The following is a 12,082-nucleotide window of genomic DNA, read 5'->3' as shown; positions in this document are numbered from 1 at the left end:
GGGAACGCGTCACTCGGTGAGCCGCCCGGTCGCGGCGTCCACGACCGCGACGTAGGGATCGCAGCCGCCCCCTTCCTCGTCCGGCTCGCATCCCGGGTCGGCGACCTCGACGGACCACACGGCGCGCCAAGGGCCCCGATAGCCCTTGGTGCGCTCCGTCGTCAGGTCGAGGGCGCGGATCCGCAGCGCCTTGGTGGCGGCGCCGTACTTCCGCTCCCGTTGCGTGACCGCCTCCTCCGCCTGCCGTGCCGTCAGCAGTTCGGCCGGCACGTCCACGTGCGTGGGTCCGAAGTCGGCCGTCAGGCCGTACACGCGCCCGGCCCGGTCGATCCGCACGTCGAGGCTGCGGGGCATGGCCACCCCGCGCTCCCGGAAACGCCAGGAGGTGACCCACCCGTCCCCGTCCTGCTCTTGGGTGGCCGCCCGTGTCGTGTGCCAGGAGGCCGACTCCGCCCACGGGTAGTGGGCGTGCATGTAGGTGCGGGCGATGCGGTAGGCGTCCCGGGCGTCACGCGCCGGGCCGGCGCCGGGGACGGTGAGACCCGGGCCGGAACCGCCGCCGAACTCGACGGTGAGCCGGCGTCCACCGGGCCACATCAGCTCTGCCGAGGCCCCTCCGGACACCTGGATGTACATGAACCCGTTGTAACCGTCGAGACCAGGGCTGATCTGCACCCTCCCGACCTCGTACCGGTCGCCGGAAGCCTGCCGTACGAGCCGCTCCGCGACGGCCCGTTCGGCACCGTGTGCGTCCCGGACGCTGGAGCCGTCGACGTGGTCAAGGGTGACGGCGCTGCGGAGCACGGTGATGCCGACGAGGCCGAGCGCCCCCAGGAGGACGAGGCTGGTCCTGCCCCAGGCCCGCCAGGCGACCCGGCCGCGCACCGCCAGGAGCCCCACCGCCACGCCGACGAGCCCCCCGCCCGCGTTCATCTCGACGTCGGCGCTGTCGCAGATGCCGCCGGCGAACGGGGCCAGGGCCTGGGCGAGTTCGACGAGACAGGGCAGCGCGAGCACACCGGCGAGCACCGGCACCGGCCGGCGCAGCGCGAGCACCCCGAACAGTCCGACCGGCACGAACATGGCCAGGTTCCACTGCCCCTGGGTGGTGTACAGCGGCTCGGTGAGCTCATGGTTGATCACGCACTCGGCGGCGCCGGGCTCACCGGCCCGCAGGCCGAGGGTGACCCCGAGGACACCGGTGAGGCAGAAGCCCAGCGGAGCCCACCAGAAGGCGTGGGCGGCCCCCTGCCGCCGGGCGACGCCCCACGCCACCCCGCCGGCCACCACCGCGACGGCGGTGAGCCCGCCCAGGAACCCGTAATCGTCGCCGAACACAGCCTCGAACACGTCTCGCACTCCCCCGCCGGTGACAGCCTGGTCAGGGCCGCACGTTCATGATCACCACGGAGGACGACCGCGCGGGCAGAACCAGTTCCGCTCCGGCGCCGCCGTGCCGAGAGGGACCGGCCGGGTTCCGGCCGGGGTCAGCCGATGAGTTCGCGGAACTGCTCGATCGTGCGGCGGCGCATGGTGAGGAAGGCGAGCCAGGAGCCGTCGGCGAAGTGCAGCCGGAAGCGGGCCATCAGCTGTGTCCGGGGCCGGCGTTCGACCCGGGTCACCCAGGCCCGCTGCACCTCCCACACCGGGGCGCCGTCCAGGGGCCGGACCAGCCCGACGCGCTGGTCCGTCACGCGCAGCAGCAGCGCGCCGGACGTGGGCGGCACTTGCGCGGCGATGCTGCCGGCCTCGCCGGCCTGCGCGCCGACGGAGTTGACCAGCCGGTTCGCGACCGCCGCGCCGACACCGACGCCCTTGGCGCTCTTGGCGGGGACGACGGAGCCGTACGCCAGGAGTTGCTCACCGGGGGTCAGTCGACTGTGGGCGGAACGCTCACGCAGGGCGGACATGCCCATGATCATAGGAGCCCGGCGGCACGGACTCAATCCAGGTGGGTCGGCGCGAACATCCGCAGCAGCGCCGGGAGGACGACCACCGACGGGCCCGGGGAGGCCAGGGCCTTCGCCAGGTCCTCCTCCAGGGTCTTCGGGGTCGTGCGGACCCCGGGGACGCCGAAGGACTCCGCCAGGGCCACGTAGTCCGGGCGGGTGAGTTCCGTCGCCGTCGCCTGGCCGAAGGCGTCCGTCATGTACTCCCGGAGGATGCCGTAGCCGCCGTCGTCCACGATCAGCCAGGTGACGGGGAGGTCGTACTGCTTCGCCGTCGCCAGCTCGGCGATCGAGTACAGGGCTCCGCCGTCGCCCGACACCGCCAGTACCGGCCGGGCCGGGTCCGCCGCCGCCGCGCCGAGGGCCGCCGGGAAGCCGTAGCCGAGGCCGCCGGCGCCCTGGGCCGAGTGCATGGTGTTCGCGCCCCGGGGGTCGAACGCCGACCAGGCCCAGTACGCCAGGATCGTCATGTCCCAGAAGGACGGGGAGCCGGCGGGGAGCGCCCGGCGGACCGACGCCAGCACGTCCTGTTCCAGGGTGAGTTCCTGGGACGCGATGCGGTCGGCGACCTTCCGCAGGAGCTCGCGCACCCGTTCCGGCGCCGCCGCGTCGGTGCGGTCGGTCACCGTCTCCAGCAGTGCCTGGAGAGCCAGGCGCGCGTCCGCGTGGATGCCCAGGGCGGGGTGGTTCGACTCCAGCTTGCCGGCGTCGGCCTCGATCTGGATCACTCGGCCACGGGGCTTGAACGTGTGGTAGTTGGAGGACAGTTCGCCGAGGCCGGAGCCGACCACCAGCAGGACGTCCGCGTCCTCCAGGAGGTCCGTGGTGTGGCGGTCCTCCAGCCAGGACCGCATCGACAGCGGGTGTTCCCAGGGGAAGGCACCCTTGCCGCCGAAGGTGGTGACCACGGGCGCGTCCAGCTTCTCGGCGAGCTGGAGGAGCTTGCCGGAGGCGTCGGACCGTACGACTCCGCCGCCGGCGATGATCGCCGGACGGGCCGCCTTCGACAGCAGGTCGGCGGCCACCGCCGTCAGCTCGGGGCGCGGGACCAGGTCGTCCGGGGTCGCGTCCATCGCCGTCACCACCGGCAGGGCGGTCTCGGCGAGGAGCACGTCCTGCGGGATCTCCACCCACACCGGGCCGTGCGGGGCGGTCAGCGCCGACTGCCAGGCCGCCGCGATCGCGGAGGGGATCTGTGACTGGGTGCGGACGGTGTGGACCGACTTGACGACGCCGCGGAACGAGGCCGCCTGGTCGGGGAGTTCGTGGAGGTAGCCGTGCCGGCCGCCGCCCAGGCCCGCCGTGGGGATCTGGCTGCTGATCGCCAGGACGGGGGCGGAGGCGGCCGCCGCCTCCTGGAGGGCCGCGAGGGAGGTCAGCGCGCCCGGGCCGGTCGAGAGCAGGAGCGGGGCCGCCTCGCCGGTGATCCTGCCGTAGGCGTCGGCCGCGAAGCCCGCGTTGTTCTCCACCCGGAGGCCGATGTAGCGCAGCGAGGAGCGGCGCAGGGCGTCGAACATGCCGAGCGCGTGCTGGCCGGGCAGGCCGAAGACCGTGGTCGCGCCGAGCCCGGCCAGCGTCTCCACGACCAGGTCTCCGCCGTTGCGCCCCGGGGGAGGGTTCAGGGCGGCGGTGATCTGCGCCTCGGTCGGGCGGAGTACCAGGTCGTGGTCGTGAGTCACTTCGCTTCCGCGTCCTTCCGGGCCGCCGCGATCTGGCGGCTCATGATGGTGGTGAGTTCGTAGGCGGTGTGGGAGGCCGCGACCGAGGTGATCTCGGCGTGGTCGTACGCCGGGGCGACCTCGACCACGTCGGCCGACACCAGGTTGCAGGACGCCAGACCGCGCAGGATCTCCAGCAGCTCGCGGGAGGTCATGCCGCCCGCCTCCGGGGTGCCGGTGCCGGGCGCGTGGGCCGGGTCGAGGCAGTCGATGTCGATGGAGATGTACAGCGGGCGGTCGCCGATGCGCTGGCGGAGCTGGTCGGCGACCTCGTCGGCGCCCCGGCGGTAGACGTCCGCGGAGGTGACGATGCCGAAGCCCATCTTCTCGTCGTCGGTGAGGTCCTGCTTGCCGTACAGCGGCCCGCGGGTGCCGACGTGGGAGAGGGCGGAGGTGTCGAGGATGCCCTCCTCCACCGCGCGGCGGAACGGGGTGCCGTGCGTGTACTCGGCGCCGAAGTAGGTGTCCCAGGTGTCCAGGTGGGCGTCGAAGTGCAGCAGGGCGACCGGGCCGTGCTTCTTCGCGACCGAGCGGAGCAGCGGCAGCGCGATGGTGTGGTCGCCGCCGAGGGTCATCAGGCGGGCGCCGGTGCCGAGCAGGTCGTCGGCCGCGGCCTCGATGGTGTCGACGGCCTCGTTGATGTTGAACGGGTTCACGGCGATGTCGCCGCCGTCCGCGACCTGGGCGAGGGCGAAGGGCGAGGCGTCCTGCGCGGGGTTGTAGGGGCGCAGCAGCCGGGACGCCTCGCGGATGGCGTTGCCGCCGAAGCGGGCGCCCGGCCGGTACGAGACGCCGGAGTCGAACGGCACGCCCACGACGGCGACGTCGGCGGTGCCGACCTCGTCGAGGCGGGGCAGCCGGGCGAAGGTCGCGGGGCCGGCGTACCGCGGGATGCGGGAGGAGTCGACAGGGCCGCGGGGCGTCTCGTTGCTGCTCATAGTGAAATGCCTTCTTTCTTGCGCTTCATCGCGCATGTACTGCTTTTCATATGACTCTACTGGGGAGTCGGGACCGGTTCGGACGGAAGCTCGGGGGACCGCCCGGCGAGGCGCTCGCGCCAGGTGGCGAGGACGCTCTCGTCGGTGGGCTTCGTCGCCAGGGAGACGGCGACGTAGACCGCGAGGGAGGCCAGCAGGCCGTAGTAGACGGGCTCATTGGCGAGGATGCCGTAGCCGGCCATCAGGCCGATCACGGCGAGGCCGCCGACGATCACCGAGGCCAGGGCGCCCTGGACGGTGCCGCGCTTCCACAGCAGGCCGCCGAGGATGGGCACGAGCAGGCCGCCGACGAGGAGGTTGTAGGCCACGGTGAGCGCCTCGACCACGTTGTTCAGCGCGATCGCGGTGCCGATCACGCCGACGCCCATGATCAGGATGAAGGCGCGGTTGCCCGCGACCTCGTCGTGCTCCTCGCCGTCCCGCCGGACCATCCCGCGCAGTCGCGACCAGATGTCGTTGTTGGCGACGGTGGCACAGGCGATCAGGGCGCCGGAGGAGGTCGACATCACGGCGGCCAGGGCGGCGGCGAGCACCAGGCCGCGCACGCCGATGGGGAGTTCGTCCTTGACGATGGTGGCGAAGGCGTCGTCCGGGCTGCCGAGGTGGGGATAGAGCACCTTGGCGGCCGTGCCGATCACCGCGCCGGCGAGGGCGTAGACCAGACAGTAGGTTCCGGCCACCGTGCCGCCCCACTTGGCGGTCCTGTCGCTGCGGGCGGTGAACACGCGCTGCCAGATGTCCTGGCCGATCAGCATGCCGAAGGTGTAGATCAGGACGTAGGTGAAGATCGTCTCGCCGCCGATGCCCAGCGGGTCGAAGTACTCGGTCGGCAGCTTGGCCTTCATCTCCGAGAAGCCGCCCGCCTTGACCACCGCGATGGGCAGCAGGAGCAGGAGCACGCCGATGGTCTTGACGACGAACTGGACCATGTCGGTCAGCGTGATGGACCACATCCCGCCGAGGGTCGAGTACGCGACGACGATCGCGCCGCCGATGATGATCGAGACCGTGCGGTTCAGGTCGAACAGGACGTCGAAGATCGTGGCGTAGGCGATGGTCGAGGTCACCGCCAGCATGAGGGTGTACGCCCACATGACCACGCCCGAGATCACACCGGCCCGGCCGCCGTAGCGCAGGTCCAGCATCTCGGAGACGGTGTAGACCTTCAGGCGGGCGATGCGCGCGGAGAAGAAGACCGACAGGGCGAGCAGGCCGAGGCCGATGGTGAAGACCATCCAGGCGCCGGAGAGCCCGTACTGGTAGCCGAGACCCACACCGCCGATGGTGGACGCGCCGCCGAGGACGATCGCCGCCATGGTGCCGGAGTACATCGCCGGGCCGAGGCGCCGGCCGGCCACCAGGAACTCGCTCTTGGACTTGGCGCGGCGCATGCCCCACCAGCCCATGGCCAGCATGCCGGCGAGATAGACGACGATCACTGTGTAGTCGACGGCCATGTGGGGCCCTCCTTCGCGCACTGTCGGTGGCGTGTCGTGCAGATACGGGGGTCTCCGGGCGGGCCCCTCGGGGGAGAAGGGGTGCTCCGGAGACGGGGGTGACGGCAGCGGATCGCGGGGACATCCGCCCGTACCCGCGGCTGCCGTTCGGTGTCGACACTAGGTGGCTGGAAAGCGACTGCGAAGAGTACGTTTCATCCATATGAACGGGACGGGATGGAGGAAACGCACATCATGCCGGAGACGATCACCCCAGCCGTCCCACCGACCCCACCGGTCACGCTGTCGGCCCTGCTGGCCAGGGAGGACCTGGGGCTGCGGCAGATCGCCGGGCCGACGGACCCGGGGATCGTGATCCACTGGGCGCACACCTCGGAGATGGCCGACCCGTACCCGTACCTGCTGGGCGGCGAGCTGCTGCTGACGGCCGGGGTGCACATCCCGGAGGGGCCGGACGTGAGCGCGTACTTCGACGACTACGTCTCCCGGATCGTCGCGGCGGGCGGCGCGGCCCTCGGCTTCGGGCTGGCACCCGTGCACGACACGGTGCCGCCGGCCCTGGTCGCCGCCTGCGAGAGCCGGCGCCTGCCGCTGCTGGAGGTCCCGCCGCAGACCACGTTCTCCGGCGTGGCCCGCGCGGTGTGGCAGCTGATGGCGCAGGCCCGGCTGGCGGAGCTGCGGCGCGTCACCGAGGCCCAGCAGAGCCTCGCGGTGGCCGCCGCACGGCAGGATCCGGTCCCGTCCGTGCTGCGCCAGCTGGCCCAGCGCCTGGGCGGTCGGGCGGTGCTGTACGGCCCCGACGGCACGGAGGTCGCGGGCGCGGGCCGGGAGCCGGCGGCGAGCCCGGGGGCGGGCCGGGAGCCGGGGGCGAGCCGCGAACCCGTGGTGGGCGCGGGGGCGGGGCGGGAGCCCGCGGTCGGCGCGGGGGCGGGGCGGGAGCCGGTGGAGGGTGCCGGGGCGGCGCTGGCGGCGCTGGCCGGGGTGGTCCGGCCGGCGGCCAGGACGACGACACCCCCGGACCCCACCGACCGCCGGCCCCACGCCCCGGGCACGCCCCCGGCACCGGGCACCCGTCCCCAGCCGCCCACCACCCCACCGGGCACCCGTCCCCACCCGACCACCACCCCACCAGGCACCCGGCTCACCCCGATCACCTCATCTGCCCGGCCCCAGCCGGCCGCCACCCCGTCGGCCGCCCCCGGTGCTCCCCCGCCCCGCCCGCAGCCCAGCTCCGCCACCGACGCCTTCGGCGACACCCACCTCGCCGTGTACGCCCTCGGGGCCGGCGAGGGGTTCGTGCTCGGCGTGGCCACCCCCCGCCGCGAACCCGGCGATCACACCATCGCCTCCATCGCCGCCGTGCTGCTGACCCTGCTGACCGGGGAGCACCAGAGCGGGGCCGGCGCGGCCCGGTCCTCCGCGCTCGTCCGGCTGCTGCTGGGCGCCCCGCCCGGGGAGGTGGCCCCGCTGCTCGGCGCCGGGCGGTGGCTCGTCGTGCACGCCCGGCCGGAGGCCCAGGCCCCGGACCCGGTCGCCGCCTCCGCGCTCGGCGCCGCCCTGGGTTCGCCGCTGGTCGACCTCGGCGGGGACGTCGTACGGGTGCTGGTGCCGGCGGACCGGGAACCGGCGCCGCAGCCCGGCTGGACGCTCGGGGTGAGTGCCCCGGCCGAGCCGCACGAGTGGCCGGCCGCCGACACCCAGGCCGCCCGTGCCCTCGCCCGGGCCCGCGCCACCCGCGCCCCGCTGCTCCGGCACGCCGCCCGCCCCGCGCTGGCGGACCTGGTGCCGCCGGCGGACGCCGAGACGCACGCCCGGTCCCTGCTCGCCCCTCTCTCGGGACAGCCCGCGCTCGCCGAGACCCTGCGCAGCTGGCTGTCGCTGCACGGCAGTTGGGACCGTGCGGCGGTGGCGCTGGGCGTGCACCGCAACACCGTCCGGCAGCGGATCGCCCGCTGCGCGGGCCTGTTGGGGGCCGACCTGGACGACCCGGACGTACGCATGGAGCTGTGGTTCGCGCTGCGACGGGGCTGACGGCAGGGGCGAGTGACGCCTGTCCCAGGGGCCGATATGCCGAAGACTCCCGCGGCGCGCTGCCTCACAATGGAAGGCATGCCGATATCCGGGACACCCAGCCGCGCCCAGCTCGTCGACCACCTGGTGCGAACCCGTATCGCGGGGGACGTCGCCACGCCCCGCGAGAACAACCTCTCCCACTACCGTCAGCTCGCCAACGGGGTCCGCAACTTCTGGTTCGGCCTGGAGCTGGGCGACCGCTGGACGGACGAGCAGGACGTGCTCGCGGTCATGGCGGAGCGGGTCGGCGTCAACGACGATCCCGAGTACCGGTACGGGCAGGACACCATCGACCCCGAGCTGACCGTGGACGCGCTGGAGCGGCTGGCGGCGCGGCTGCGCAAGGCGGCCGAGGGGCGCCAGCGGGTGCTGTTCGCGACCGGTCACCCGGGCGGCCTGCTGGACGTGCACCGCGCCACGGCCGCCGCGCTGCGCGCCGCCGGCTGCGAGATCGTGGTGATCCCGGACGGGCTGCAGACGGACGAGGGTTACGTGATGCAGTTCGCGGACGTCGCCGTGCTGGAGCACGGGGCGACGCTCTGGCACACCCACTCCGGGGAGCCGATGCGGGCCATTCTGACCGGACTTGAGCGCGAGGGGCGCCCGCTGCCGGACCTGGTGGTGGCCGACCACGGCTGGGCCGGGTACGCGGGACAGCACGGTGTCGACTCCGTCGGGTACGCCGACTGCAACGACCCGGCGCTGTTCCTCGCCGAGGCGGAGGGCACCCTGCAGGTGGTCGTCCCGCTCGACGACCACGTGGTCAGCCCGCGCCACTACGACCCGATGACGGCCTATCTGCTCGCCGCGGCGAACCTGGCCTGACGCGGCGGCGACCACGCGGAGGTGCGGCCCCCGGGCCGGGGCCGCACGTCGTGGTCAGTCCGTCGTCGGTTCAGTGACCGCCCCCTCCTCCGCCGCCACCGCCGTGACCGCCGCCACCGCCGCCGCCGTGACCGCCGCCACCGCCGCCGTGGTCGCCGCCACCGCCGCCGTGGTCGCCGCCGCCACCGCCGTGGTCGCCACCACCGTAACCACCACCGTGGTCACCGCCGTAGCCACCGCCGTGGTCACCACCGTAGCCACCGTCGTCGTCGCCGTAGTCGCCATGGCCGCCGCCATAGCCGTAGTCGTCGTCATCGTCGTCGCCCCACCAGCCGTGGTCGCCACTGTCCCAGCTGTAGGAACCGTGGTCGCCATGGTCCGAGGAGGCAAAGGCGGTGCCGGCCGTGCCGAGCGCGGCTCCGCCTGCCAGCAGCAGACCGGAGGCGGACAGCGCGACGAGGCGCCTAGTGCGCTGTGATCGCATGGGAGTACCTTCCATCTCCATCGTCTCTCGCGATTCCCAGCGGGAAGGCGCGAGGTGGATGGCCGTCGCCGCGACAAACAGGGGAAGATGCGGCGCGGTCTTGAGGTGTCACCGCAGCCGGACTGAACGAAACGGCGTATTCACCGACACCCTCGCAGCCCACCCGCGCATGGTCGCGTGACCGGGTGCTGCGAACGCGGATCCCGCGGTTCCGGAATCCCGTGTACAGGGCATGCCGTTCGCTGCGGCTTTCACTCAAAGAGCGTAGTACCGCTGGCGGCACTCGTCATCTCGAACGGCACCCCCGTCACGGTCACCTCGGGACGCGCACCACGCCTTCCTGGATCACCGTGATGGCGAGCCGCCCGTCCTGGGTGTGGATGCGCGCCTGGCCGAGGCCCCGGCCGCCGTGCGCGGACGGCGACTCCTGGTCGTACAGCAGCCATTCGTCGGCGCGGAAGGGCCGGTGGAACCACATCGCGTGGTCCAGGGAGGCTCCCACGACGTCCCCGACGGCCCAGCCGCCGCGGCCGTGCGCGAGCAGCACGGAGTCGAGCAGCGTCATGTCGGAGACGTAGGTGGCGAGGACGACGTGCAGCAGCGGTTCGTCGACGGCACCGCCCAGCTTGCCGTTGGTGCGGAACCACACCTGGGAATGGGGTTCGCGCGGCTCGCCGTACTGCCCGTACGGCGGCTCGTCCACGTACCTGAGGTCGATCGCCTCACGGGCCTCGAGGAACTTCTCGACGACCTCGGGGGCGAGATGACCGTAGCCGCGCAGCCGCTCGTGGGAGGTCGGCAGCGTCGCCGGGTCGGGCGAGGCGGGCATCGGCGCCTGGTGCTCCAGCCCCTCCTCGTGCACCTGGAAGGACGCCGAGAGATGGAAGATCGGCTTGCCGTGCTGGACGGCGACCACGCGCCGGGTGGTGAAGGACCGGCCGTCGCGGATGCGGTCCACGGTGTAGACGATCGGGGCGCCGGGGTCGCCGGGGCGCAGGAAGTACGCGTGCAGGGAGTGGGCGGGCCGGTCCGCGGGGACAGTCCGCCCGGCGGCGACCAGCGCCTGCGCCGCGACCTGCCCGCCGAAGACGCGGGGCACGACGGCGGAGCGGGACTGGCCGCGGAAGATGTTCTCCTCGATCTGTTCGAGGTCGAGCAGATCGAGGAGATCCTGGAGTGCCTGGCTCATGGCTTGTGGTGGTACCGGCCAGTGATCGCGGGGACCCTACAGGCCCATGTCCTTGGCGATGATCGACTTCATGATCTCGCTGGTGCCGCCGTAGATGCGGTTGACGCGGTTGTCCGCGTACAGGCGGGCGATCGGGTACTCGTTCATGTAGCCGTAGCCGCCGTGCAGCTGGAGGCAGCGGTCGATCACGCGGTGGGCGACCTCGGTGCAGAAGAGCTTCGCGGAGGCGGCCTCGGCGGGGGTCAGCTCGCCGGCGTCCAGGGCCTCCGTGGCGCGGTCGGCGACGGCCTCGGCGGCGTCCACCTCGGCCTGGCAGGCGGCCAGCTCGAACTTGGTGTTCTGGAAGTGGGCGACCGGCTTGCCGAAGACGGTGCGCTCCTGCACGTACTGCTTGGCGAACCGGACGGCGGCCTTGGCCTGCGCGTAGGCGCCGAAGGCGATGCCCCAGCGCTCGGAGGCGAGGTTGTGGCCGAGGTAGTAGAAGCCCTTGTTCTCCTCGCCGAGCAGGTCCTCGACCGGGACCTTGACGTCGACGAAGGCCAGCTCGGCGGTGTCGGAGGTCTTCAGGCCGAGCTTGTCGAGCTTGCGGCCGACGGAGTAGCCCTCGGACTTCGTGTCCACGGCGAACAGGGAGATGCCGTGGCGGCGGTCCTCGGCGGTGGGCGCGGCCGTGCGGGCGCAGACGATCACCTTGTCGGCGTGCACACCGCCGGTGATGAAGGTCTTGGCGCCGTTGAGCACGTAGTGCGTGCCGTCCTCGGACAGCTTGGCGGTGGACTTCATGCCCGCGAGGTCGGAACCGGTACCCGGCTCCGTCATCGCGATGGCCCACATCTCCTCGCCGCTGACGAACTTCGGCAGGAAGCGCTTCTTCTGCTCGTCGGTGGCGAGCATCTTGATGTACGGGAGGGCGAGCAGCACGTGCACGCCGGAGCCGCCGAACTGGACGCCCGCGCGGGCGGTCTCCTCGTAGAGGACGGCCTCGAACTTGTGGCTGTCCATGCCCGCGCCGCCGAACTCCTCGGGCACGTTGATGCCGAAGATGCCCAGCTCGCCGAGCTTGTAGTAGAAGTCGCGCGGCGCCTGGCCGGCGGCGAACCACTCGTCGTAGACGGGGACGACCTCGGCCTCGATGAAGGCGCGGAGGGTCTCCCGGAACGCCTCGTGATCCTCGTTGAACACCGTACGGCGCACGCCGCCCACCTCCACGTCTGTCTAAGCGCTTGCTCAGAGTCGAAGATACCGGCCAGTACGCGGAGGCGTCCAGGGTGAGTTGTGCCACCCGCCCGGCACGGACGGATGAGCGGCGTCAGTTGTCGTCCCGGTGCGCGGGTCGACGATCAGGTGAGCACTGAGGCGCGACCCCGGCGGCGGGGTCGTCGGCCGGCC

General features: G+C 72.8%; 10 protein-coding genes. 3 read left to right on the top strand and 7 right to left on the bottom strand.

All coding sequences use genetic code 11. The features are described 5' to 3' along the window. Window positions 1–9: 9 nt before the first annotated feature. The 5 genes from FHS34_RS01240 to FHS34_RS01220 form a co-directional block, all read right to left on the bottom strand. A complete protein-coding gene (locus FHS34_RS01240) occupies window positions 10–1,350 on the bottom strand; it encodes a VanZ family protein (RefSeq protein WP_225817716.1) in 1,341 nt (446 codons plus the stop codon). Window positions 1,351–1,487: 137 nt separating this feature from the next. Next, window positions 1,488–1,910, bottom strand: coding sequence for a hypothetical protein (locus FHS34_RS01235; RefSeq protein ID WP_184958655.1), 423 nt, complete (start codon window positions 1,908–1,910; stop codon window positions 1,488–1,490). 32 nt (window positions 1,911–1,942) lie between these two features. Next, on the bottom strand, window positions 1,943–3,628 hold the full coding sequence (locus tag FHS34_RS01230) for a thiamine pyrophosphate-binding protein (RefSeq protein WP_184958654.1): 1,686 nt from the start codon (window positions 3,626–3,628) through the stop codon (window positions 1,943–1,945). Then, on the bottom strand, window positions 3,625–4,605 hold the full coding sequence (gene speB / locus FHS34_RS01225) for an agmatinase (protein WP_184958652.1): 981 nt from the start codon (window positions 4,603–4,605) through the stop codon (window positions 3,625–3,627). Before speB ends, FHS34_RS01230 begins: the two co-directional genes overlap by 4 nt. A gap of 56 nt (window positions 4,606–4,661) precedes the next feature. Continuing rightward, window positions 4,662–6,122, bottom strand: a complete 1,461-nt coding sequence (locus tag FHS34_RS01220; RefSeq protein WP_184958649.1) for a sodium:solute symporter family protein — start codon at window positions 6,120–6,122, stop codon at window positions 4,662–4,664. A 234-nt stretch (window positions 6,123–6,356) separates the two neighbouring features. Between FHS34_RS01220 and FHS34_RS01215 the strand changes: the two genes are divergently transcribed. The 3 genes from FHS34_RS01215 to FHS34_RS01205 all read left to right on the top strand — a co-directional run bounded on the left by FHS34_RS01215 (window position 6,357) and on the right by FHS34_RS01205 (window position 9,498). After that, a complete protein-coding gene (locus tag FHS34_RS01215; RefSeq protein WP_184958647.1) occupies window positions 6,357–8,153 on the top strand; it encodes a PucR family transcriptional regulator in 1,797 nt (598 codons plus the stop codon). Window positions 8,154–8,231: 78 nt separating this feature from the next. Then, on the top strand, window positions 8,232–9,020 hold the full coding sequence (locus FHS34_RS01210) for a phosphatase (RefSeq protein ID WP_184958645.1): 789 nt from the start codon (window positions 8,232–8,234) through the stop codon (window positions 9,018–9,020). A 73-nt stretch (window positions 9,021–9,093) separates the two neighbouring features. After that, a complete protein-coding gene (locus FHS34_RS01205; protein ID WP_184961360.1) occupies window positions 9,094–9,498 on the top strand; it encodes a hypothetical protein in 405 nt (134 codons plus the stop codon). Window positions 9,499–9,817: 319 nt separating this feature from the next. On the opposite strand, the gene FHS34_RS01200 is transcribed toward FHS34_RS01205, so the two are convergent. Continuing rightward, window positions 9,818–10,693: an acyl-CoA thioesterase gene (locus tag FHS34_RS01200; RefSeq protein WP_184958643.1), complete on the bottom strand. Its 876-nt coding sequence runs from the start codon at window positions 10,691–10,693 to the stop codon at window positions 9,818–9,820. Between the two features lie 36 nt (window positions 10,694–10,729). Further along, on the bottom strand, window positions 10,730–11,887 hold the full coding sequence (locus FHS34_RS01195; protein WP_184958641.1) for an acyl-CoA dehydrogenase family protein: 1,158 nt from the start codon (window positions 11,885–11,887) through the stop codon (window positions 10,730–10,732). Window positions 11,888–12,082 lie beyond the last annotated feature (195 nt).

The organism is Streptomyces echinatus (assembly GCF_014203595.1).
Classification (GTDB): Bacteria; Actinomycetota; Actinomycetes; order Streptomycetales; family Streptomycetaceae; genus Streptomyces; species Streptomyces echinatus.
This window is presented reverse-complemented; position numbering and strand designations above follow the sequence as displayed.